The sequence below is a fragment of the Mycobacterium sp. TH-M11 genome (assembly GCF_057473725.1).
In genome coordinates this window covers 1-22,541 of sequence record NZ_JBYCLD010000423.1, presented here as the reverse complement: position 1 = coordinate 22,541, position 22,541 = coordinate 1, and the positions used below count along the sequence as shown (strand labels likewise).

General features: G+C 66.0%; 19 protein-coding genes and 3 pseudogenes. 8 read left to right on the top strand and 14 right to left on the bottom strand.

Translation table 11 applies throughout. The features are described 5' to 3' along the window. Positions 1-224 precede the first annotated feature (224 nt). Positions 225-467 carry a microaggregate-binding protein 1 gene (gene mbp1 / locus AC2VOG_RS16675; RefSeq protein ID WP_486940971.1) on the top strand — a complete coding sequence of 81 codons (243 nt, stop codon included), beginning with the start codon at positions 225-227 and terminating at the stop codon, positions 465-467. 171 nt (positions 468-638) lie between these two features. On the opposite strand, the gene AC2VOG_RS16670 is transcribed toward mbp1, so the two are convergent. From AC2VOG_RS16670 to AC2VOG_RS16660, 3 genes are all read right to left on the bottom strand, one after another. Beyond that, positions 639-1,115, bottom strand: a complete 477-nt coding sequence (locus AC2VOG_RS16670; RefSeq protein WP_486940970.1) for an MPT63 family protein — start codon at positions 1,113-1,115, stop codon at positions 639-641. A gap of 173 nt (positions 1,116-1,288) precedes the next feature. Continuing rightward, positions 1,289-1,702: a ChaB family protein gene (locus AC2VOG_RS16665; RefSeq protein WP_486940969.1), complete on the bottom strand. Its 414-nt coding sequence runs from the start codon at positions 1,700-1,702 to the stop codon at positions 1,289-1,291. Positions 1,703-1,904: 202 nt separating this feature from the next. Beyond that, positions 1,905-2,594: a class I SAM-dependent methyltransferase gene (locus tag AC2VOG_RS16660; RefSeq protein ID WP_486940968.1), complete on the bottom strand. Its 690-nt coding sequence runs from the start codon at positions 2,592-2,594 to the stop codon at positions 1,905-1,907. Positions 2,595-2,639: 45 nt separating this feature from the next. Between AC2VOG_RS16660 and AC2VOG_RS16655 the strand changes: the two genes are divergently transcribed. Then, positions 2,640-3,059, top strand: coding sequence for a MarR family winged helix-turn-helix transcriptional regulator (locus AC2VOG_RS16655; RefSeq protein WP_486940967.1), 420 nt, complete (start codon positions 2,640-2,642; stop codon positions 3,057-3,059). On the opposite strand, the gene AC2VOG_RS16650 is transcribed toward AC2VOG_RS16655, so the two are convergent. Genes AC2VOG_RS16650 through rpsB form a run of 3 tightly spaced genes read right to left on the bottom strand, consistent with a single transcriptional unit; the run spans position 3,056 to position 6,153 of the window. Continuing rightward, positions 3,056-4,462 (bottom strand): amidase, encoded by a 1,407-nt coding sequence (locus AC2VOG_RS16650; protein ID WP_486940966.1) that lies wholly within the window; start codon positions 4,460-4,462, stop codon positions 3,056-3,058. The two genes, AC2VOG_RS16655 and AC2VOG_RS16650, sit on opposite strands and share 4 nt — an antisense overlap. Positions 4,463-4,472: 10 nt before the next feature. Then, positions 4,473-5,300, bottom strand: coding sequence for a translation elongation factor Ts (gene tsf / locus AC2VOG_RS16645; RefSeq protein WP_486940965.1), 828 nt, complete (start codon positions 5,298-5,300; stop codon positions 4,473-4,475). A gap of 13 nt (positions 5,301-5,313) precedes the next feature. Then, entirely contained in the window at positions 5,314-6,153 is an 840-nt protein-coding gene (rpsB, locus tag AC2VOG_RS16640; RefSeq protein WP_486940964.1) for a 30S ribosomal protein S2, read from the bottom strand. 308 nt (positions 6,154-6,461) lie between these two features. Between rpsB and AC2VOG_RS16635 the strand changes: the two are divergent. Then, a pseudogene (locus AC2VOG_RS16635) lies at positions 6,462-6,902 on the top strand (M23 family metallopeptidase); the annotation flags it as partial. 131 nt (positions 6,903-7,033) lie between these two features. Here AC2VOG_RS16635 and AC2VOG_RS16630 read toward each other — a convergent pair. Genes AC2VOG_RS16630 through AC2VOG_RS16605 form a run of 6 tightly spaced genes read right to left on the bottom strand, consistent with a single transcriptional unit; the run spans position 7,034 to position 13,069 of the window. Next, entirely contained in the window at positions 7,034-7,930 is an 897-nt protein-coding gene (locus tag AC2VOG_RS16630; RefSeq protein WP_486940963.1) for a tyrosine recombinase XerC, read from the bottom strand. A 32-nt stretch (positions 7,931-7,962) separates the two neighbouring features. Beyond that, complete coding sequence (locus AC2VOG_RS16625; protein WP_486940962.1) at positions 7,963-9,123, bottom strand: lactate 2-monooxygenase; 1,161 nt, start codon at positions 9,121-9,123, stop codon at positions 7,963-7,965. 39 nt (positions 9,124-9,162) lie between these two features. Continuing rightward, complete coding sequence (locus AC2VOG_RS16620) at positions 9,163-10,011, bottom strand: siderophore-interacting protein (protein ID WP_486940961.1); 849 nt, start codon at positions 10,009-10,011, stop codon at positions 9,163-9,165. 33 nt (positions 10,012-10,044) lie between these two features. Beyond that, entirely contained in the window at positions 10,045-11,193 is a 1,149-nt protein-coding gene (gene dprA, locus AC2VOG_RS16615) for a DNA-processing protein DprA (protein ID WP_486940960.1), read from the bottom strand. Next, positions 11,190-12,701: a YifB family Mg chelatase-like AAA ATPase gene (locus tag AC2VOG_RS16610; protein WP_486940959.1), complete on the bottom strand. Its 1,512-nt coding sequence runs from the start codon at positions 12,699-12,701 to the stop codon at positions 11,190-11,192. Before AC2VOG_RS16610 ends, dprA begins: the two co-directional genes overlap by 4 nt. Then, positions 12,701-13,069, bottom strand: a complete 369-nt coding sequence (locus AC2VOG_RS16605) for a YraN family protein (protein WP_486940958.1) — start codon at positions 13,067-13,069, stop codon at positions 12,701-12,703. The genes AC2VOG_RS16610 and AC2VOG_RS16605 overlap by 1 nt, the downstream gene beginning before the upstream one ends. Positions 13,070-13,350: 281 nt before the next feature. Here AC2VOG_RS16605 and AC2VOG_RS16600 point away from each other — a divergent pair, with 281 nt between their 5' ends. From AC2VOG_RS16600 to AC2VOG_RS16585, 4 genes and pseudogenes are all read left to right on the top strand, one after another. After that, entirely contained in the window at positions 13,351-14,121 is a 771-nt protein-coding gene (locus AC2VOG_RS16600; protein ID WP_486940957.1) for an arsenate reductase/protein-tyrosine-phosphatase family protein, read from the top strand. A gap of 17 nt (positions 14,122-14,138) precedes the next feature. Beyond that, positions 14,139-15,389: a PPE family protein gene (locus tag AC2VOG_RS16595; protein WP_486940956.1), complete on the top strand. Its 1,251-nt coding sequence runs from the start codon at positions 14,139-14,141 to the stop codon at positions 15,387-15,389. A 155-nt stretch (positions 15,390-15,544) separates the two neighbouring features. After that, positions 15,545-17,857 carry an amino acid permease gene (locus tag AC2VOG_RS16590; RefSeq protein WP_486940955.1) on the top strand — a complete coding sequence of 771 codons (2,313 nt, stop codon included), beginning with the start codon at positions 15,545-15,547 and terminating at the stop codon, positions 17,855-17,857. Between the two features lie 18 nt (positions 17,858-17,875). Next, a pseudogene (locus tag AC2VOG_RS16585) lies at positions 17,876-19,876 on the top strand (APC family permease); the annotation flags it as partial. Between the two features lie 91 nt (positions 19,877-19,967). Here AC2VOG_RS16585 and AC2VOG_RS16580 read toward each other — a convergent pair. Further along, positions 19,968-20,402 carry a PE/PPE C-terminal domain-containing protein gene (locus AC2VOG_RS16580; RefSeq protein WP_486940954.1) on the bottom strand — a complete coding sequence of 145 codons (435 nt, stop codon included), beginning with the start codon at positions 20,400-20,402 and terminating at the stop codon, positions 19,968-19,970. A gap of 151 nt (positions 20,403-20,553) precedes the next feature. On the opposite strand from AC2VOG_RS16580, the gene AC2VOG_RS16575 reads away from it, so the two are divergent. Beyond that, positions 20,554-22,116 carry a Na+/H+ antiporter gene (locus tag AC2VOG_RS16575; protein ID WP_486940953.1) on the top strand — a complete coding sequence of 521 codons (1,563 nt, stop codon included), beginning with the start codon at positions 20,554-20,556 and terminating at the stop codon, positions 22,114-22,116. Between the two features lie 221 nt (positions 22,117-22,337). On the opposite strand, the pseudogene AC2VOG_RS16570 reads toward AC2VOG_RS16575, so the two are convergent. Continuing rightward, positions 22,338-22,541: pseudogene (locus AC2VOG_RS16570) on the bottom strand (PPE family protein); the annotation flags it as partial.

Here is a 22,541-nt window from a genome sequence, read left to right as displayed (position 1 = left end):
GCCGAACGGCGACTCGGTGAGGCGCGCGGATCGCATGCCTTCACCCGTGCGCCGGACTGTTGCAGCGGCCTGTCGCGGAATGGTTTCACGGCACGGCACCAGGGGAATGCCCGTGTCGGCGGCGAGAAGAGTCGAAAGCAGTTCAGGGCTCGGGCCGCGCGAAAGACTGGTCCGATCCCTCGTCGGTGTCGGACCGGTGATCCAAGCGCCAAGAGGAGGACGCAATGTCAGATGACAAGAAGAGTGGGCCTGAAGAAGGCATCAAGGGCGTCGTCGAAGGGGCCAAAGGTCTAGCCAAAGAAGCCATCGGCAGCGTGGTTGGTAACGAAGACCTCGAAAAAGAGGGTGAGGCTCAGCAGGACAAGGCGCAATCACAGCGTGACGCGGCCAAGAAAGAGGCGGAAGCAGAGGCCGCGCGTGGCTCCGCCTCGGCCGCGGAAAAGCGCCAGGAATCGCATCAGAATTAGTTCCTGAGCTTTGCCGGCGGCCCCGATCCAGCGTGTATCGGGGCCGCCGTTCTGCGAAGCATGGTTATCTTTTTTGCTGTTCAAATGCCACTGACACGATCCCGGCGCAGTCGACCTTCCCGCGCCACCGCTCAGGGCGCGGGAAGGTCGACATTGCGGACGCGCCGACGTTCACCTCCAGACCAGAACGTCCTGCACGCCGTCGTTGTAGACGACCTCGGTGGGCGTGGCGCCGGTGACATCGAAGTACAACATTCCGGTCGACTGGCCGCCCTGCGCGATGGGCGCGGGGCTCAACCCGTTGGGAGCCGGAACCGTATCGATCACCCGGTACTGCTGCCCGCCTTGGCCGGCGCGCGCATTGAAGTCGGCAACCAGTGGTGTCACAGTGCCGCTGTTGGCCTGCGCAGTAATATTTGCTTGGTAAAGACGTCCCTGCGGTGTATAGCCGGGAATAGTGACCTTGGACGGCTGCAAATTGCTGACGGTGTAATTGGTGATGAGAGCTCCATCCACAAGCTGCTCACTGGCACCGAATCCGCCCAGGGTCGGCGGAGCGGCAACCGCGGTAGCCGCGGTGAATGTCCCTGCCGCTGCGATTGCAGCGGCGCCGACAGCTGTCTTGACTGTGGTCGAGGTGAACTTCACGCTATTTCCTTTCTCTGCTTCGTACTTCTGTTGGAGCGGTCGACACCTATGGCGACGGTGTGTTGCCGCGTGAGATTTGCAATACCCGTTGCGGCTGGTGTGAAACGCACCCAAACACCACCGTGTGACCGCTGGTCAGGGCGGCGGGGAGGTCCAGATGAACGAGGCCGCGCTCACTTGGCCCGCGCCCGACGGTTGTGTTTTTTGATCGCGTCGACCAATTGCGCCTTGTCCATCGTGGATCGGCCGGAGATATCGAGTCTGCGGGCGATCTCGAGGAGATGCTTCTTGCTGGCGTTAGCGTCGACACCTTCCTCCGAAGGAATCGGATTGTGCAGGCCACCCCGTTCAGCGTGCGCATCAGACGGTCCACGTTTTTCCTTGGGCAGCCAACGGTCGCCGACCTTCTCGAAGCTGCGCTTGAGCGCGGCATACGCCACCCGGTGGGCACGTTCCTCGCTGCCGTATTCGTCAACGGCAGCGTCGTGCGCCTTGGCAAATGTGCTCTGCGCCTTGGCTTTCGACCGCTTCAACGTGCTCGGCAACTCGCTTTGCTTGGGCTGACCGGACTTTGTCGTTTTGGGCACTACTCCACCTCTCGAGACTCGTTTGCGGCTGGCTGCCGCATCGGCTGAGTCAACGACTCACGTGCGGAGTACCCACCGCCCGGCCCGAATCAACGGAAAGGTTTCGTTGCAATGGCACCGTCCACCGTTTTGTTCGCCGTCGAAGGAACGCCGGTGCTGCCGTGCTGGCGGATTCTGGGCTTGATCAGGCTTTCGCCGCCGATCAGTCCAGGTGTGCTGACAGCAGCCAGGCCGGCACCGATGTGCGCCCATTGGCCTCGTCGCGAACGTCGGTAAAGGGCCACTCGGGGCTGCCGGCCTGGGCGAAGTTGGCGTGAATTCGTGCCGGCCGGATGTCGTCGATCACCCAGTATTTCGAAACGACCGCACGCAATTCGTCTTCGGTGACCGGGTTGGCGGGACCACCGTCTGCGGTCTTGGCGAACACCAACACGTAGTACGACGCACCCGGTGCCGCGGCTCGCACGATCGAGCGCTGGTAACCGTCGCGCAGCTCGACGGGCATCGAATGAAACAGTGTGCTGTCCACGATCGTGTTGAAGCGGCCTTCCGAACCGGCCGGCCATGTGGTGAAGTCGCTGATATCGGCGACGTCGAACGACACGTTGGTCAGCCCCTGCTCGGCGGCGTGCCCCTTGGCAAGTTTGATCGCGGTGGGCGACGCGTCCAGCCCAACTGCGTTGTGACCCAACGCCGCCACGTGTAGCGCGAATGCGGCCTCGCCGCAGCCGGCGTCAAGCACCTCTCCGGTGATCTTGCCCTGGTCGATGAGCGCTGCGATCTCGGGTTGCGGCTCCCCCAGGCTCCAGGGCGGCCGGGCGCCTGCGAGCTGAGGGGCCTCACCGCGGTAGGCCGGATCGAAGTCGAAATCGAATTTCTGCGTCTCAGTCATCACCCATATATATCAATCTAGTTGATACATGTCAACATGGTTGATATGAACATCCCCGAAGACGCACCGCTTGGATATCTGCTGTTTCAGGTGATGGCGACGCTGCGGCCCGAGGTCGCTGGCGCACTCAGTCCGCTGGACCTGACACTGCCCGAATTCGTCTGTATGCGAATGCTTTCCATGAGCCCAGGGCTGTCCAACGCGGAACTTGCCCGGCTCGGCAACGTGTCGCCTCAGGCAATGAACACAGTGCTGTGCAGACTGGAAAACGCCCAGCTGGTGGCCCGACCAGCGTCGGTCGCGTCCGGTCGCGCGCTACCTGCGTCGCTCACCGCGGACGGTAAAAGTGTGCTCAAACGCGCCGAGGCGGCGGTGCAGGAGGCTGATGACCGCGTCCTGGCCAAGCTGTCGACGTCCCGGCGCCGCGAGTTCAAGCGGATGTTGGCGACGCTGGGGCCAAACTAGGCTCGGTCGATCCGCGCCCACGGTCGGGCGTCTTCGAGTTCGTACGCCAGCTCGAGCAGTCGGGCTTCCTGGCCCGTCGCCGCGGAGAACATCAGACCGATCGGTAGCCCGTCGGCCGACACCGCGAGCGGCAGCGAGATGGCCGGCTCCCCCGTGACGTTCTGCAACGGCGTGAATGCGACCCAATCCTGCAGGCGATCGATGACCTGCTGGTAGTCGGCCATCGGGTCGAGATAGCCGATCTGCGGAGGCGGGTCGGCCAGCGTGGGGGTCAGCACCACGTCGTAGCTGCGGGCCAGGCGCTCGGTGTAACGGCGGGTGCGGGAGAGACGAATCAGCGCCAGCGGGATGTGATGCAGATTTCGGCGGGCGTGCCGATCCAAGCCCCGCGTCAGGTTGTCCAGTCGGGTTCCGTCGAACCCGGCGAAGGCCCGCTTGTTCTGCTGAATCTGCCCCATCGCCAGCAGACCCCAGTACAGCACGAAGTCGGTCACGAAACTGGATGGCACGGGCGGTCTTTCGAGATGGTCGACGCGGTGGCCGAGTTCCTCGAGCAAGCTGGCGGATTTCATCGTCAGCTCGCGAACCTCGGGGCTGGACTCCCGCAACAACGAGTGCGTGATGACGGCGACCCGCAGCCGCCGCTTGCCGGCGTGCTTCACGTCTCCAATCGGCGGGAGTTTCTTCGCAGGCCAGATGCGTTCCGCCGCGCGGTAGAACGCCGCGGTATCACGCACCGACCGAGTGACCACCCCGTTGGCGACGATGCGGATCGGCATCTGGCGGACGTCCTTGTCCAGCGGCAGTCGGCCACGCGAAGGCTTCAACCCGACCAGCCCGTCGCAGGACGCCGGAATGCGAATCGAGCCACCGCCGTCGTTGGCGTGCGCGATCGGCACCACGCCCGCGGCGACGAACGCGCCAGAACCCGACGACGACGCGCCGGCGGTGTAGTCGGTGTTCCACGGGTTGCGCACCGGACCCAGTCGCGGATGCTCGGCCGAGGCGCTGAAACCGTATTCCGACATCTGCGTCTTGCCCAGCGATGTCATACCGGTGGCCAGGTACATCCGGGTGAAATCGCCGTCGGCGTCGGCCGGCTGCGGCGGCCATGCGTCGGTGCCGCGCATCGTCGGCAGTCCCGCGACGTCGACGTTGTCCTTGATGAACGTCGGGACACCACTGAGCAGCCCGGGTTTCGGCGGTCCGGCGGCCTCGGCCCGGGCCCGGTCGAAGGCTTCGCGTGCCAAACCGTTCAGCACCGGGTTGACCGCTTGGAAGCGGGCGATGGCCGCCTCGACGACCTCAGCCCGGCTCACCCGACCGGAACTGATCGCCTCGGCCACCCCGACCGCGTCGAGGTGACCGAGCGCGTCGTCACCGAATGCGTGCACATGTCGCATCCGGCTGATGCTACTGCTGGCCGACCTCGAACCGGACGAACCGGGTCACGGTGACGCCAGCTTCGTCGAGCAGCGCCTTGACTGTCTTTTTGCTGTCCGACACCGACGGCTGCTCGAGCAACACGACGTCTTTGAAGAACCCGTTCAGGCGGCCTTCGACGATCTTGGGCAGGGCCTGCTCGGGCTTGCCCTCTTCCTTGGCGGTCTCCTCGGCGATGCGCCGTTCGCTGGCCACCACGTCCTCGGGCACGTCGTCGCGCGACAGGTAGCGCGCCTTGAGCGCGGCGATCTGAAGCGCCGCGGCGTGCGCAGCGGCTCGGCCTTCCGGGTTGTCACCCGGACCGTATTCGACCAGCACCCCGACACCCGGCGGCAAGTCGGCCGCGCGCTTGTGCAGGTAGGTCTCGACGGTGCCGTCGAAGTACGCCGCCCGGCGCAGCTCGAGCTTCTCGCCGATCTTGGCCGACAGCTCGGCGATGACCTGCTCAACCGTCTTGTCCCCGATACTGGCGGCTTTGAGCGCGTCGACATCGGTCGCCTTGGCCGCGGCGGCGGCCGCGACGATCTCCTCGGCGACCTTCTGGAACTCCGCGTTCTTGGCGACGAAGTCCGTCTCGCTGTTCAACTCGATCAGCGCGCCGTCTTTGGCCGCGACCAGACCCTCGGCAGTGGCCCGCTCGGCCCGCTTACCGACGTCCTTGGCGCCCTTGATCCGTAGCGCCTCGACCGCCTTGTCGAAGTCGCCCTCGCTCTCGGCGAGTGCGTTCTTGCAGTCGAGCATTCCGGCGCCGGTCAGCTCCCGAAGTCGCTTGACGTCGGCAGCGGTGAAGTTGGGCAACGCTCAGCCTTTCCTACGAAGGGTCAGTGGTTGTTTCTGATGCGACCGCGGCGGCCGGCTCGGCCGGCGCGGCAGTAGCGGTCGCCGAAGCGAGCAGCTCCTGCTCCCATTCGGCCAGCGGCTCGGCGGCGTCGGCCTCGGGCTTGCCGTCGCCGCGACCCGCACCGGCACGCGCCTGCAGGCCCTCAGCAACCGCGGAGGCGATCACCTTGGTCAGCAGCGCGGCCGAGCGAATCGCGTCGTCGTTACCCGGGATCGGGTAGTCGACCTGGTCGGGGTCGCAGTTGGTGTCCAAGATCGCGATCACCGGGATACCCAGCTTGATGGCCTCCGCGACCGCGAGGTGCTCCTTGTTGGTGTCGACGACCCACACCGCCGACGGCACCTTGTTCATGTCGCGGATACCGCCGAGGCTGCGCTCGAGCTTGTTCTTCTCACGGGTCAGCATCAAGATTTCCTTCTTGGTGCGACCTTCGAAGCCACCGGTCTGCTCCATCGCCTCGAGCTCCTTGAGGCGCTGCAGGCGCTTGTGCACCGTCTGGAAGTTGGTCAGCATTCCGCCGAGCCAGCGCTGGTTCACATACGGCATGCCCACCCGGGTCGCCTCGGCGGCGATCGATTCCTGCGCCTGCTTCTTGGTGCCGACGAAGAGCACCGATCCGCCGTGGGCGACGGTCTCCTTGACGAATTCGTAGGCCTGGTCGATGAAGGTCAGCGTCTGCTGCAGGTCGATGATGTAGATGCCGTTGCGGTCGGTGAAGATGAACCGCTTCATCTTGGGGTTCCAGCGACGGGTCTGATGCCCGAAGTGGGTGCCGCTGTCCAGCAGCTGCTTCATGGTTACTACAGCCATAGTGGCCCATGTCCTTATGTGTCGGTTGATGCCCGGCGACGGGTGAAGTCGGGCCCTGGCGGCTGCTGCGATGCCGGACCCGTCGGTAAAGCTGTGAGACGGGACCGCCCGGCATGCGGTGCGGGCTCCTAGTGAAACGGGAGCCGCCGTGCAGACGCGCGAAGTCAGCTCGTGGTACGGGCTGCGCTGAGCAGTTTACACCGTTCTCCCAGGTGCTTTGTCCACAGCGCCGGCTGGCAACCTGGCCGCCGCCGGGGTGGACTGAACAGGTGCGATGGGCTATGGCCATGGTGGTGACGGTGGTCTGCGCGCCGCCGGCCGCTGCAGACGATGTCCGGCTGCAGTGGCCGCTGCGGCCGAAGCCGGCGCTGGTGCGCACTTTCGATGCTCCTTCGCCGAACTGGGACCGCGGTCACCGCGGGGTGGACCTGGCGGGCAGTCCTGGCCAGCAGGTGTACGCCGCGGGCGACGCCACGGTGATCTACGCCGGGACGCTGGCCGGCCGACCGCTGGTGTCGCTGGCACATCCGGGCGGTCTGCACACCAGTTACGAGCCAGTCCGGGCCAGGGTGCGGGTCGGGCAACGGGTGGCTGCCGGTGCGGCCATCGGTGAATTGCTGGCCGGACACCCAGGCTGTCCCGTGGCGGCCTGCCTGCACTGGGGCGCGATGTGGGGCTCGGCCTCTCGGGCCGACTACGTCGACCCGTTGGGGTTGCTGGCGTCGACGCCGATTCGGCTCAAGCCGCTGCATCAATAGTCACAGCCGAACCGGGCAGGTCGGGGTGCGCTTTGTGCCCACCTTCGAGCGACAACTCGGCCAGCCCCGCCCGTTGTCGCTGTAAGGCGGGCACATTGGAGGCCACCCGCCGGTGGCTTGGCTCAGGCCCGCGGGTGGGCCTGGTCGTGCACCGCGCGCAGCCGGGCAACCGTCACGTGCGTGTAGAGCTGGGTGGTAGCCAGGCTGGAGTGGCCCAACAGCTCCTGGACCACCCGCAAATCGGCGCCGCCCTCGAGCAGATGCGTTGCGGCGCTGTGCCTTAGCCCGTGTGGGCCGATGTCTGGTGCGCCCTGGATCGCGCCGACCGCCTGATGCACGACGGTGCGCGCTTGCCGAACGTCGAGTCGGCGTCCGCGCGCCCCCAGCAGCAACGCCGGGCCGGACTCCGCGCTGACCAACGCCGGTCGTCCCTCGGCCAGCCATGCCTGCAGCGCTTCGACGGCCGGTGCACCGAACGGAACGCTGCGCTGCTTGTTGCCCTTGCCGAGCACGCGCAAAACCCGGTGCGAGGTGTCGATGTCGTCGATGTCCAGACCGCACAGCTCACTGACTCGAATCCCGGTGGCATACAACAGCTCAACGATCAGACGGTCGCGCAATGCCAGCGGATCGCCTTGCTGGGAGCCGGATTTGGCCGCCGACATGGCAGCCAATGCCTGATCCTGACGCAGCACCGCGGGCAGCGCACGTCGCGCCTTGGGCACCTGCAGCCGCGTCGCTGGATCGCCGGCCAGCAGTCCGCGCCGCGCCGCCCAGGCGGTGAACGTCTTGACCGCCGAGGTGCGACGCGCCAGGGTGGCCCGGGCGGCGCCGGCGCCGGCGCCGGCGGCCAGCCACGACCTCAGGATCGGCAGGCTCAAAGTCGGCAAACCGCTGCCCTGCTCGTCGAGAAACGCGAACAGCGACCGCAGATCGCCGAGGTACGCGCGGCGGGTGTGTGCCGAGCGCAGACACTGCAACTCCAGGTAGCTGTCGAATTCCTCGAGGATCGCCTCCACCACCTCACGGTCGCAGAGACGCGCGGCCCGACTCAGGTGACGCGCCGCAGGGTGTCCGGAGTGAGATCTTTGCGCGTCGGGTAGCCGTCGACGGCCATCGTCAGGTCAGCTTCGGCCAGCAGCGACCGCAGCACGTGCACGACGCCTTCGACCCCGTCGAGCGCCAAGCCGTAGGCGTAGGGCCGCCCGACCCCGACCGCAGTTGCGCCGAGCGCCAACGCTTTGACCACATCGGCGCCGCTGCGGACGCCCGAGTCGAACAGCACCGGCATGCCGTTCGCAGCTTCCACCACGCCGGGCAGACAATCCAGCGCGGGGATTCCGCCGTTGGCCTGGCGGCCGCCGTGGTTGGAGCAGTAGATGCCGTCGACGCCGCCATCGATGGCCCGCCGGGCGTCGTCGGGATGGCAGATGCCCTTCAGGAGCAGCGGCAGCTTGGTCAGCGAACGCAGCCACGGCAGGTCATCCCAGGTCAGCGGATTGCCGAAAATGGAAATCCACTTCAGCACCGCGCCCTGCGGGTTCTCCTCGGGGGTCTGCGCCAGGGCGGCCCGAAATACCGGGTCGCTGGTGTAGTTGGCCAGGCATTTGCCGCGCAACTGCGGGAAGTTCGCCGTACTCAAGTCGCGCGGACGCCAGCCGGTGACCCAGGTGTCGAGGGTGACGACGATGCCCTTGAAGCCGGCGGCCTCGGCCCGATGAACCAGACTGGCGGCCAGGTCGCGGTCGGTCGGCGTGTACAGCTGGAAAAACCCTGGCGTATCGCCGAGTTCGGCGGCGACGTCTTCGAGCGGGTCCTCGGTCAAGGTGGACATCACCATCGGCACGCCGGTGCGAGCGGCGGCGCGTGCGGTGGCCAAGTCGCCGTGGCCGTCCTGGGCGCATAACGCGATCACACCGATCGGCGCCATGAACAACGGGCTGGGCAACTTCAGCCCGAATAGGTCCACGGACAGGTCTCGTTGCGCGGCGCCGACGAACATCCGCGGCATCAGACCCCACTGCCGGAAGACTTCCGCATTGGCCCGCTGAGTGTGCTCGTCGCCCGCTCCGCCCGCGACATATGACCAGATCGATGGCGGCAAAGCCTTTTCGGCCTTTGCCTCCAGTTCCGCGAAGACCATCGGCAGCCTGGGCATGATCCCCGCCAGGCCCTGAAGGTAGATCTCGTTCTGATAGTCGCCGAATGCCATACGACGAGCATGCCAGCCGGCGATCGGGCTGACGAGGCCCTACTGGGCGCCGGCCTCCGCGGCCGCGAGTTCCTTCTTCCACTGCCGGAAGGTCTCTTCGGTGCGGCCGCGCCGCCAGTAGCCGGAGATGGACGCCCATTTGGCGTCCACGCCGCGCTCTTTGCGGATGTAGGGCCGCAGGTTGTGCATCACCGCCTGCGCCTCGCCGTGCACAAAGGCGTGCACCTGGCCGGGCATCCAGAAGGCGGTCTTAACGGCTTCGACCAGTGGCGCGTTGTCGCCGGCCCGGTCCTCGCCGACCAGGTCGGCCCGACCGCCGCGATACAGCCAGTTGACGTGGACACCTTCCGGGGCGGTCAGCGGCACCTCATCGTCGGGTTCGGCGACTTCGATGAACACCTGGCCGATTGCGTTGGCGGGCAACGCTTCCAATGCAACACTGATCGCCGGTAATGCGGTCTCATCCCCCGCCATCAGGTGCCAGTCGGCGGCTGGATCGGGCGAGTACGCGCCGCTGGGGCCCATCACATACATCGGCTGGCCGGGCTGCGCCGAGACGGCCCACGGTCCGGCGGTCCCGTGCTCACCGTGCACCGCAATGTCGACGGTGAGCTCACGCGCGGCCGGGTCGGCACGACGAACGGTGATGGTCCGCACCACCGGCTGCCGGACCACCGGCAACTCGGCGAAGGAATCCAGTGTCAACGGGCTCGGCAACGCGGCCACGTCGACATCGTCTGCCACGAAGACCAGCTTGACGTAGGAGTCGGTGAATTCGCTCGCGGTGAACGTATCGAAACCTCTGCCGCCCAGGACAACTCGAATCATGTGCGACATGACTTGTTCGGTGCGCACCACCTCGAACGCGTGCACTGGTCGACCGGCCACGTGGTTGCCCTCCTTCGGCACTGGTTCTTTCGACTATAGAGGCGCGCCGGGTCGCACCGGCCGCCGGACGATCCGCCACCGACCGTCGTTACGCTCGACCAAACCGGCAAGCTCCAACATCGCCAACGACGCCAAGATCCGCGCCGGGTCCACGGCTGCGGCGACGGCAATCTCGTCGACCGTAACGGCCCCGCGGCCCGGCAGCGCCTCGTACACGCGTCGCTCGTCCTCGCTCAGGCCATCGAGCGGACTAGCCGGATGGGCTTGCTCAGACGCCAACTCGCCGATCCGGCCGACCAATTCGACAACATCCTCGGCGCGGGTGATGACTTCGGCGCCCGCGCGCAGCAGTGCATGGCATCCGCTCGACGCCGACGATGTCACCGGCCCCGGCACCGCGCCGACAACGCGGCCCAAAGCCCGCGCCCACGCCGCGGTGTTGGCGGCACCGCTGCGCAGGCCCGCCTCCACCACGACCGCCGCCCCGGCGAGCGCGGCCACCAACCGGTTGCGGGTCAAGAACCGGTGCCGGGCCGGGCGTACCCCGGGCGGATATTCGCTGACGAGTAGACCGTTCGTCGCGATCCGATGCAGCAAGGCCGAATGCCCTGCGGGATAGGGAATGTCGAGCCCACCCGCAAGCACCGCCACCGTATGTCCGTCGACGGACAGCGCCGCACGGTGCGCCGCCCCGTCGATGCCGTACGCACCTCCGGAGACGACCGCGACATCGCGTTCGGCCAGCCCGACTGCCAGGTCCGCGGCCACGTGCTCGCCGTAACTTGTGGCCGCACGAGTGCCGACGACGGCAGCGGCACGCTGCGCGATGTCGTCGAGCCCCGCCGGGCCCAGCGCCCACAACACCATGGGCGGTCCACCGTGCGGTTTCGCCGCAACCGCGGCACCCCTGAAGGCGGCGAATGCCAGCGCCGGCCATTCGTCGTCGGCCGGGGTGAGCAGACGGCCACCGCGTCGCGCCAATAATTCGAGATCCTGAACAGCACAATCGATTTCCCTTCTGGCTTCGGTGTGCCGAGCTAATTTTTCATCGACTCGGCCGCGCCGCACCCGCTCGGCCGCTTCGACTGGGCCGACCCGGGCCACCAGGGCGGTGAGTTCGACGCACGGCGGCTCGACGACTCGCGACAGGTATGCCCACGCTCGCTGCACCTGGTCGGTCATCGTGAGGATCCCGGCTGCCGGAAACTCAGCGCGGTGGCGACCTCGTCGCGCCCGGGCGACGTGCGGCCGGCCAGGTCGCTGAGCGTCCACGCGACGCGCAGCGTTCTGTCCACGCCGCGAATGCTCAGCAGGCCCCGGTCCAGCGCGGTCCGCAGCGGCTCCATCGCACTGTTGCCCGGCCGGAATCGCCGTCGGAGCAGCGTCCCGCTGACCTCAGCATTGGTCCGGCAGCCGTGGGCAGACCAGCGCTGCGCGGCGGCTTCGCGGGCCACCGTTACCCGGTGCCGGACCTCGCCCGTCGACTCCGGTTCGGAACTGGCGAACAAGCTCATCCGGACCGGATGCATCTCGACCCGTAAGTCGACGCGATCCAGCAACGGCCCGGAAAGTCGGCCGAGATAGCGACGTTTGACCGCCGCGGCGCAGATGCAGTCCTGCGGATCAGCCGGTGCACACGGGCACGGATTGGCCGCCAAGACCAGTTGAAAACGCGCCGGGTAACGCGCCACACCGTCACGGCGAGCGAGGCGAATTTCGCCCTCCTCCAATGGGGTTCGTAGCGCCTCCAGCGAGCTGACGCCGATCTCGGCACACTCGTCGAGGAACAGCACCCCGCGGTGCGCCCGGCTCACCGCACCCGGCCGAGCCATCCCGGTACCGCCTCCGACGAGTGCGGCGACGCTCGAGCTGTGATGCGGCGCCACGAACGGCGGCCGGGTGATCAGCGGGGTGGCGTCCGACAACAGGCCGGCCACCGAGTGAATCGCGGTGACCTCCAGCGACTCGCCGTTTGACAGCGGCGGTAGCAGACCCGGAAGACGTTGCGCCAGCATGGTTTTACCCACTCCTGGCGGCCCGGTCAGCATCAGGTGATGCGAACCGGCAGCAGCGACCTCGACCGCGAAACGCGCCTGGGCCTGGCCCACCACGTCGGCCAGATCCGCGGGCGGCTCGGCCTCGGCAACCGTCCCGCCGACCGGCTCGTCAAGACGCGCCGAGCCCTTGAGCCAACCCAGTAGTTGCGCCAGCGTGCGCACACCCCAGACCTCGATGCCGTCGACCAGGCCGGCCTCGGGAAGGTTCTCGACCGGAACCACTACGACTCCCCAACCGGCGACCTTGGCCGCAAGCACCGCCGGTAGCACCCCACGTACCGGCCGCACCCGGCCGTCCAAGGCCAGCTCGCCGAGCAGCACCGTGGCTTCCAGTTGCCGCCATGGCCTTTTCCGCTGCGCCGACAAGACGGCGGCAGCCAGCGCCAAGTCGTAGACCGATCCCATTTTGGGCAGCGTTGCCGGTGACAATGCAAGCGTCAGGCGCGACATCGGCCACTTGTTGTTGCAGTTCGTGATCGCGGCGCGGACCCGATCACGCGACTCCTGCAGGGCAGCATCGGGAAGCCCCACCAGATGCACACCGGGCAAGCCGGACGTGATGTCGGCTTCGATCTCCACGATCTGTCCGTCCAAACCCAGCACCGCGACCGAGAACGCCCGCCCGAGCGCCATCAGACCACCCCCCGCAGGTGAGTGATTTCCGGTGTTCGGCGTCGGCCGATCCGCACGCCGATGACGTCGATCCGAACCGCAGCCCAGCGACGGTCCTGACTGGCCAGCCAGATCGCCGCCAAGCGGCGCAATCGGCGCGCTTTTTGCGGCGTCACCGCCTGCGCCAGCCCACCGAAGCCGTCACCGGTGCGGGTTTTCACCTCGACGAAAACCACGGCGCCCGCGGTCGGGTCGACGGCGATCAGATCGAGTTCGCCGTAACGGCAGCGCCAATTGCGATCCACGATCCCCAGTCCGAGCCCGGTCAAGTGGTCTGCGGCCAACCGCTCACCCAGCGCGCCGATCTCGGCTCGGGTCCATGTCGTCATCCCGCCACCATGCGGCACGAGGGCGACGCGAATGACCCGCGCGCCCGGATCACCGCCGAACAATGGCCGGTTATCCCCAGTTACGTTGTCATCCCCAATTAGACGCACGGCTGTTCGAGCGATACATCTCGCCGTGCCGGCTGATGGCTTCTACGCGCCAGACTGGCAAGCCACCGCCGGACTCGGGCGAGCTGACGTCTCAGGCATTCCCATCCTCACCGGCAACACACCACCCAGATATCGATCAAATCACATTGATCGATATCCCGTATTCTGTAGACATGGCCGCGTCATGTCCACCAATGCCCGCGTTCATCCAGCTCGCCGCCCATCCCCTGCGCTGGCAGCTGATCAGCGCACTCTCCACCGGCGACTACCGTGTCCGCGAACTGGTCGCCCGCACCCATCAACCCCAGAATCTGATCTCGTATCACCTGCGACTGCTGCGCGACAGCGGCCTGATCACCAGCACCCGCAGCAGTTACGACGGCCGCGACAGCTACTACCACCTCAACCTGCAGCACTGCGCCGACCAACTCGCCGCAGCAGGACCCGCACTGCACCCCGGGTTGCAGATGACCCCCTCGCCACCAGCAGACCAGATCGATGCAGATACTTCGGTGCTGTTCGTGTGCACCGGCAACAGCGCACGCTCGGCGATCGCCGAAGCACTGCTACGCCACCACGCGGGCGAACAACTGCACGTCACAAGTGCCGGAACCAAACCCCGAAACTACATGCACGCAAACACTTCCCGCGTCCTGCGCCACGAATACGGCATTGACATCGCCGGACAACAACCCCGCCACATCGACCAGGTGAACACCGCAGACTTCACCCACATCATCACCTTGTGCGACAAAGCCCGCGAAAACTGCCCAGCTTTCACCGATCACCCCAACCACGTCCACTGGAGCATCCCAGACCCGGCTACAGCCGACGACCACGACAGCTACCCGGCATTTCGGCGCATCGCCACCGAGATCAACACCCGCGTCCACTACCTGCAAGCCACCCTGAGACACAACCACCCCACCGCGGCGAGAAACTAGACAGTGAGGACGGGACAATGGATTTCGCGGCTTTACCACCTGAAATCAACTCCGCTCGCATGTATGCCGGCCCAGGCTCGGGTCCGATGTTGGCTGCCGCATCGGCCTGGGATGCGCTGGCCGGCGAGCTAGGGTCCACCGCTGCGGTCTACCGAACGGTGATCTCCGAGCTGACCGGTGAGTTCTGGCTGGGGGCATCGTCGGCGGAGATGACGGCGGCGGCCACGCGGTATCTGGATTGGCTGACCGCGACGGGCACGCAGGCGGAGCAGACCGCCACCCAGGCTCGGGCAGCCGCAGCGGCCTACGAGACCGCTTTTGCGATGACGGTGCCACCGGCGGTGATCGCAGCCAACCGGAGTCTGCTGATGACGTTGATCGCCACCAACGTGCTCGGGCAGAACAGCGCCGCGATCGCGACCGCCGAAGTCCAGTACACCGAGATGTGGGCTCAGGACGCCGCGGCGATGTACGGGTACGCCGGCTCGGCGGCGTCGGCGTCGACGCTGACCCCGTTCGCGGAGCCGCCGGCGACGACCAAACCGGCCGGCGCAGCAGCCCCGTCAGCGGTGAATCCGTTGACTTTGCTGAGCGTGTTAGAGGTCCCGCTGGGATTCTTAGAGGTCCCGCTGGCCGCGAGTACCGTAACCGTCGGGACGACCGGCATAACCACCTCGTTGACGTCGTTCGGCACGACGGTGCGAGGCCTGCTGATCAACGCTGACCGCGATTACGACAACGGCAAAGGTCCGTTCACCGGCAATGGGGTTGGCGCGACGATGCTGCCGCAGTGGATCATCAACGGTACCGGCGGTATTGGTGCACCGTCGGACGCGGTCCCGGACTCCGAAGGCCCGGCCAGATTCGGCCAGGCAAACAAAGTCGGCCGGTTATCTGTGCCATCGGGCTGGACAACAGCCGCGCCAGAGCTCCGTCCGACTGGGTACACGCTGCCCATCACCAGCGCCGCGGCAGCTCCCGAGGTGACCGGCGTCGGCAACCTTTTCAGCAGCATGGGTCTGGCCGGCGCGGCGGGCGGCGCGGTCGGCAGCACCGCCTCGGTCGGGCGTGGCAACGACCGAGCCCGCCTGCCAACACGGGAAATTCCGAAGGCACCCCAGCAGCCACCTAACGAGGCGATCACGGCGATCGCCACCGAACTGCAAGACCTCGCCGCCCGCGCGCAGTCGTTGCTGGGCAAGCTGGCCGAATCGGGTCTGATGACCACCGATGAGGTCATCGAACAGAAGCGACGTTTCCTTTGCTGACCGCAGGGGTCACCGGCAGCAGCGCCTCGGCTTGAAGGCTGGAGATTTCGGGTCCGGGTGACTTGCCGCGCGATGACGGCTGATTACCTGACAGGTAGCTGTAGAAATGGGGTAGTCGCGCTTTTCGCAGCCGAAGATTGGGTAAGAAGGTGGTTGTGACGGCATCGGCCAACAAGCGCGTGATGCCGTTACCTTTTTCCCAGCTGCTCAAGCGGATTTTTTTGGGTCAGCCACTGGTCAGCGAGAAGCTGAAGTCCGAAGAGTTGTCGAACCCGATTGCCCTTGGTGCGCTCGCGCCCGACGCAATTTCGTCGACCGCGTACGGTCCTGAGCAGATCTTGCTCGAGCTACTGCCGAGAGCCGGCCTGGCCGGTTTCGTTTTGTTGCTCCCCACCCTTGGCGTCATCTTGCTTGTGCTGGCGGTGGTGGCCGCGTCGTATCGGCAGGTCGTAATGGCCTACACGCAGGCCGGCGGCTCCTACATCGTGGCCCGGGATAACTTCGGTCCGCGGGTGGCGCAGATCGCCGCAGCGGCTCTGTTGATCGATTACGTCGTGACGGTTGCGGTGCAGTCGGCGGCGGGCACTGTCGCGGTGGTCTCGGCACTTCCGGTACTGGGGCCTTACGCCCTGGAGATGACCGTGGGCGTGGTGATCTTCATCTGCTGCCTGAATCTGCGCGGAGCCAAAGAAGCGGGTCGGCCCTTTGCAGTGGCGACCTACTCCTTCGTCACGATGGTCGCGTTGACCATCGTCGTCGGTGTGGTCCGCCACATCGTCTGGGGCCTACCGACCTACGACGCGGGCCACGTCGCGGGCATGGTGCCGGTCCATCAGGACAACGGATTCGTGATGGGCGCGACGATCCTGGTGCTGCTGCGAGCGTTCGCCAACGGCGGCTCCTCGCTGACCGGGGTGGAAGGCATCTCCAACACGGTGAACTCTTTCCGGGACCCCAAGGGTGTCAATGCGCGGCGGGTTCTCACCGCGATGGCGTGCATCCTCGGGTTCTTGCTGGCCGGCGTCGGCTACCTGGCCTATGCCACCCATGCGACCCCGTATCTCGACGAATACCCGTCGGTGCTCTCGCAGATCGCCCGGGCGGTTTTCGGCCACGGCCTGATCGGCAACGTGTTTTTTGTCCTCGTTCAGGTATCGAGCGCGGCCATTCTCTACACCGGGGCCAACACCAGTTTCAACGGGTTCCCCGCGCTGGCCAGCTTCGTGGCAGAAGACCGCTTCCTGCCAGGCCAACTGATGAAGCGCGGCTATCGGCTGGTGTTCTCCAACGGCATCATCACCTTGGCCGTGCTGGCGCTGGTGCTGCTGGTGGTGACGGGCGGCTCGGTCGACGCGTTGATACCGCTGTATGCGATCGGGGTGTTCACCGGCTTTTCGATGGCCGGCTACGGGATGACCAAACACCATTTCACCCGGCGCGAGCAGGGCTGGCGACGCAAGCTGGTGATCAACCTTTCCGCGGGCGTCATGTCGACAATCGTGGTGGGGATTTTCGCGGTGGCCAAGTTCACCGAGGGCGCCTGGCTCATCGTGGTGATCTTCCCCATCCTGGTGTTCGCGTTGATGCGGATCAATCACGAGTACCGGGCAGAGGCCGAAATCCTCGATAAATTCGGATCCGACCGCCCCAGCGTCACGAAATATCCACGACACCGGGTGTTCGCTTTCGTCAACGCGGTTGACCTTGCGGCGCTCCAAGCGCTGCGCTACGGAAAGGGCCTGGGCGCCGACGAGTTGATCGCGGTGCATTTCGTGATCGACGCGACGCATGCTCACCAACTACAGGAGCTCTGGGACCGTCTCGGGCTCGATACGCCGCTGCGGCTGGTGGATTGTCCCGACCGCCAGCTCGGCCGGGCCGCCCAAGAATTGGTCACCACCACGCGGAACGAAGATCCGGATGCCAGTGTGACCGTCTTGCTGCCGCGCCGGTCATATGGGCCGGTGTTCGGACGGCTGCTGCATGGGCACACCGCCGACAAGGTCGCCAAGGCCGTCGGCCGGGTCCCAGACGCCGCCGCCACGATAGTGCCATACGACGTAAAGTCCGAGGTCAGCGCGGCATTCCCGAATAGTTTCGAACAACACATCACCCGTGAACTCGCCGGGCTCGAGGCCCGGATACTGCAACGCCAAGACCAGCGGGCCGCCGCTTCTGAGCACCCGGAGCGGTCGTCGACGGTGATCGCGGTGAACAACCTCGTTCCCCAACGCAGCGCGACGATCGAAGGCCAGGTCGCTCAAGTCGAGGACGTCACCAAAGAGCACCAAACCTTCCGCTCGATCGTGCTCGACGACGACAGCGGAAAAATCCAGATTTCCTTCCGACCCGGGCACGCTGGTGCAGATATTCAGCCCGGCCAGCGGTTGCGGATCACCGGAGAGGCGCAGCGAAGCGGCGACGGTCCGTTGTCAATGGCCGACCCGACGTATCACGTCGTCGAGTAACCGAGAAAGTGGTGTGTGGTGACAACAACGGCTCGCCAGTTGAGCGTCCCGCCGTCGATCGGCGACGTGTGCAAGCGGGTCTTTCTGGGAAAGCCGCTGATCAGCGAGCAGTTGGAGTCCGAGACATTATCCAATCCCGTTGCGCTCGGAGCGATTGCACCGGACGCGATCTCCTCGACCGCCTACGGCCCCGAACAGATTCTGGTCGAACTGCTGCCGCATGCCGGGCTGGCCGCGTTCGTGTTGATACTTCCGATCGCCGGTGTCATCTTGCTGGTCCTGGCATTGGTGACCGCGTCGTACCGCCAGGTCGTGATGGCCTACACCCGGGCCGGTGGCTCCTACATCGTCGCGCGAGAAAACCTGGGCCCCCGGGTGGCGCAGGTGGCCGCTGCCGCGCTGTTGATCGACTATGTGGTGACCGTCGCGATCCAGCCTGCGGCCGGCACGGTGGCGGTGGTGTCGGCGATACCCCCGCTCCGTCCCTACAGCGTGGAAATCGCTGTTGCTGCGCTGCTTCTCATTTGCTACGCCAACCTTCGCGGTTTGCGGCAGTCGGGCCGGGTGTTCGCCGTGGCGACTTACTCGTTCGTCGTCATGATCACCACGATGATCGTGACCGGTGTCGTCCGCGAAATTGTCTGGGGTTTACCGACATACGATCCGCAGCAATCCGGAACGGTTCCGGTCCACCAGGGTGGCGGGCTGGTGATGGGCGCAACGATCCTGGTGTTGCTGCGCGCGTTCGCCAATGGCGGCACGTCGATGGCCGGCGTCGAGGCGATCTCCAACACGGTCGGAGTCCTTGGTGACCCGCGGGGTCCCAACGCCCGCCGCGTCCTCACCGCGATGGCGTGCATTCTCGCGTTCTTGGTGGCCGGCGTCGTCTACCTCGCGCACCACACCCACGTCACTCCCTATATCGCCGGATATCCGTCGATGCTCTCCGAGATTGCCCGAACGGTGTTCGGCGACGGGGCGATCGGCAAAGTCTTGTACTTCCTCGTCCAAGCGTCTACTGCGGCAATACTTTTCACCGGAGCCAATACCAGTTTCAGCGGCTTCCCGCCGCTGGCCAGCTTCGTAGCCGAAGACCGCTTCTTGCCGAGGCCGCTGACGAAACGCGGTCACCGGCTGGTCTTCTCCAACGGCATCATCAGCCTCACCGCGCTGGCGGTCGTCCTGCTGGTGGTCACCGGCGGCTCGGTCACCGCGCTGGTCCCGTTTTACGCAATCGGTGTATTCAGCGCGTTCGCGACGGCAGGCTACGGCATGACCAAACACCATCTGACGCAACGCGAACCCGGGTGGCGGCACAAGCTGGTGATCAACCTCTGCGCGGGGATCATGGCGACCATCATCGTGGTGATCTTCGCGGTGGCCAAGTTCACCGAGGGCGCCTGGCTCATCGTCGTAATCTTCCCCATCCTGGTGTTCGCGTTGATGCGGCTCAACCGCGAGTACCGGTCCGAGACAACGGTCCTCGAACGTTTCAACACCGACCATCCCGACCTGGCGGAGTATGCGGGGCACCGCGTGTTCGCCTTCGTCAACTCCGTTGACCTCGCAATGCTGGAAACGCTGCGTTACGGCAAGGGGCTGCGGGCCGACGAGTTGGTCGCGGTGCATTTCATGGTCGACGCCGAGCACGCCCAGCACCTGCGGCAGCGCTGGAGCCATGTCGGTTTCGACACGCCCCTGCGCCTACTGAATTGCCCAGACCGGCAAATCACCCGGGCCGCGCAAGAGCTGGTTACCACCACCTGCAACGAACACCCGGACGCCAACGTGACGGTGCTGCTGCCGCGACGGATGTATGGGCCCGTGTTCGGACGACTGCTTCATGACCGTGCGTCCGACAAGATCGCCGACGCCATCAGCCGGATCCCGAATGCCGCGGCCACAATCGTGCCCTACGATGTGCAGTCCCGGATCAACGCGGCGTTCCCCAACCAGCTCGAACAACGCATCACCCGAGAAGTCGCCGAGATCGAGACGCGGATCATGCAGCGCGACGATTAGTCATCGAAGCTCGACGAGCCTGTCGTTCGAGATCCTCGCCGGTGACGACGGCCGGTAAGTTCGCAGCGCGCTGATGGCGCAATCCTGATCAACCCCAACGGGGTTGGTGCGGCGCGGGATTGGGTCGCTCGCGGGACGACACGTGGACGGCGTGGACACCCGGTTTCTTCGACAATGTCTCCAGAAGACTTTCGAGGTGCGCCTTGTCGGTGTGCCAGTGCTGCACCGACTCCGGCTGCTGTGCCAGCTCGGCCAGGACATGCTTGAGTTTGTCCGAGGTTTTGGGGTCCTTGTCGTCGTTCGGGCTGTTCTTGAGAACGCCTGTCCGAGAACCGGTTTCGACTACCGCGCGAGAAACGGTATTGCCCAGCACGCCACCGGCAAGACTCCCCAGCGCCATCTGACCGAACACGGTTCCCTGGCTGGCCGTCACGACCACAGGAGCGCCGGCCGCACCCATGCCCTGCAACGCGCCGGCGGCCAGCCTGACCGTCGGGGTGACTGCCGCCCAACTCGGCGGCACCTGCTGACCTGCGGCATTCGCGCTTAGTCGTTAGCTTGCGACCGCCGAGAAGACGTCCGATGTTGCTGTCGACCGCCACAGCTCTGCCCGACTAAGTACACGCCGCCGATAATCAGCGCCGCCACTAGGCTGTGTTCGGGAGGTTGCGATCGTGAATCCAGCCGGGTACGGAGTGCTGCTGCTCTGCGGCCCGCTGGCCGCCGTTGCCGCGGTGTGGGTCGCCGAGCGGATCGCCGTTCCCTATCCCATTTTGCTGGTGATCCTCGGCGCGTTCCTCGCCTGGCTGCCGGCAGTGCCGGTGCCGGAGCTGGAGCCGGAGATCGTGTTCTACGTCTTCCTTCCGCCGCTGCTGTATTACGCGGCGTATTTCATTGCGCCAGACGATCTTCGGGCTAGCGCCCGACAGATCGGCCTACTGTCGATCGGCCTGGTGGTGGTGACCACAGCGGCTGTCGCCGGGGTGCTGGTGGGCGCAGCGGGCATGCCGTTGACCGTCGCTTTGGTGGCCGGCGCGGTGATGGCCCCGACGGATGCGGTCGCCGCCACCTCCGTCTTCAAACGCCTGGATTCGCCCGAGCGGCTCGCCACGATCGTGGAGGGCGAGGGCCTGACCAACGACGGCACGGCGTTGGTGCTCTACGCCGGCACGGTCGGCGCCGCCATGGCCGGCACGTTTCAACCCGGACCACTGATCATGACGCTGCTTGCCGCTCCGGCGGGCGGCGCCGCGCTGGGCCTGGGGATCGGCTGGCTCGCAGTGTGGGTACGGCGGCGGATCAATAATCCGCTGCTGGAGATCACCCTGTCGCTGGTGACGCCGTACTTCACCTATGTGCTCGCCGAAAGCGCCCATCTGTCAGGGGTATTGGCGACCGTGACGGCGGGGGTGTATATCGGTTCGCATCTCAGCGCGATCTTTGCCCCGGGCGCACGCTTGCAGGCGTTCGCGTTTCTCGATGTGCTGGTGTTCTTGCTGAATGCCGTCCTTTTCACGTTGATCGGGATGCAGCTGGTTCGGTCGCTGCATTGGATACCCGACATGCCGGCCATGCAGGTGGTGGGCGTCATCGCAGCCGTGATCGGCGTCGTCCTGGTGTCGCGGCTGGTGTGGATGCTGTCCGGTCCCGTGACCGCGCGACTGATGGGACGACACGTCGCCCCCTCCACCTGGCGGGAGCGGGTGGTGGTGGCGTGGGCCGGGATGCGGGGTGGCTTGTCGCTGGCAGCGGCGCTGGCGATCCCCCTGCAGCTCGCCGACGGCCGACCGTTTCCCAACCGCGATCTGGTGATCGTGGTGGCAGCAGCGGTGATCGTGGCAAGCTTGCTGATTCAGGGCACCAGCCTGCCTTGGCTGCTGCGCCGCCTCGGCTTGAAGGCCGAAGATTTCGGGGCCGAGGAGTACCAGGCCCGCCTCCGAACGTCTCGAGCCGCGCTGGAGTGGTTGCACGGTCTCGACGGCACCGATGAGGCCGTGAAATCAGCGCGTTCGATGTACGAGGCCAGGATCCGACGCCTGCAGGTCGGCTCGCCGCGCGATGACGATTCCGAGGAGGCCAAAGAGCGGGAACGCTATCGCGCGTTGCGATTGCAACTGCTCGGGGTCGAGCGATCGGTCCTGCTGACCTTGAGGCGCGAAGGACGGATCAACGCCAAGCTGCTGCGCGCCATCGAACGGGACCTCGACCTCGAGGAGGCCAGGATCAGCGGATCGTGACCGCCGACGGCAGCCGCGGAGGTCCGCCGATCGGGTCCCGAGGTTGACATGAAACGTCGGGCCGACGAGGGGCTCGGGCGTGATTCCGGCGAGTTATACGATTCTGCTGCTCTGCGGCCCCGCAACAGCGGTGGCGGCGGTCTGGGCCGCTGATCGCATCGGTGTGCCCTACCTGGTGATCGCGGCATCCCCGAATTCGCCGTAGGGTACGCGCGGGATCATCAGTTCCAGCGCGGACGATCCGGCGCGGGTGTCGGTTTGTGACGCGCGGAGACATGCACCGCGTGCACACCGGGCTTCTTCGTCAGCTGCTCGAGCAAGGAGTCGAGGTGCGCCTTGTCGGTGTGCCAATGCTGCACCGATTCCGGCTTCTGTGAGAGGTCGGCCAGTACTCGCTTGAGTTTGTCCGGGGTCTTGCTTCCAGT

Excerpts from the sequence above, each read along its gene's own strand:
- mbp1 (WP_486940971.1), top strand. The coding sequence starts at position 225 with ATGTCAGATGACAAGAAGAGTGGGCCTGAAGAAGGCATCAAGGGCGTC.
- AC2VOG_RS16660 (WP_486940968.1), bottom strand. The coding sequence starts at position 2,594 with ATGACTGAGACGCAGAAATTCGATTTCGACTTCGATCCGGCCTACCGC.
- AC2VOG_RS16655 (WP_486940967.1), top strand. The coding sequence starts at position 2,640 with ATGAACATCCCCGAAGACGCACCGCTTGGATATCTGCTGTTTCAGGTG.
- AC2VOG_RS16650 (WP_486940966.1), bottom strand. The coding sequence starts at position 4,462 with ATGCGACATGTGCACGCATTCGGTGACGACGCGCTCGGTCACCTCGAC.
- rpsB (WP_486940964.1), bottom strand. The coding sequence starts at position 6,153 with ATGGCTGTAGTAACCATGAAGCAGCTGCTGGACAGCGGCACCCACTTC.
- AC2VOG_RS16625 (WP_486940962.1), bottom strand. The coding sequence starts at position 9,123 with ATGGCATTCGGCGACTATCAGAACGAGATCTACCTTCAGGGCCTGGCG.
- dprA (WP_486940960.1), bottom strand. The coding sequence starts at position 11,193 with ATGACCGACCAGGTGCAGCGAGCGTGGGCATACCTGTCGCGAGTCGTC.
- AC2VOG_RS16610 (WP_486940959.1), bottom strand. The coding sequence starts at position 12,701 with ATGGCGCTCGGGCGGGCGTTCTCGGTCGCGGTGCTGGGTTTGGACGGA.
- AC2VOG_RS16605 (WP_486940958.1), bottom strand. The coding sequence starts at position 13,069 with ATGACGACATGGACCCGAGCCGAGATCGGCGCGCTGGGTGAGCGGTTG.
- AC2VOG_RS16600 (WP_486940957.1), top strand. The coding sequence starts at position 13,351 with ATGGCCGCGTCATGTCCACCAATGCCCGCGTTCATCCAGCTCGCCGCC.
- AC2VOG_RS16595 (WP_486940956.1), top strand. The coding sequence starts at position 14,139 with ATGGATTTCGCGGCTTTACCACCTGAAATCAACTCCGCTCGCATGTAT.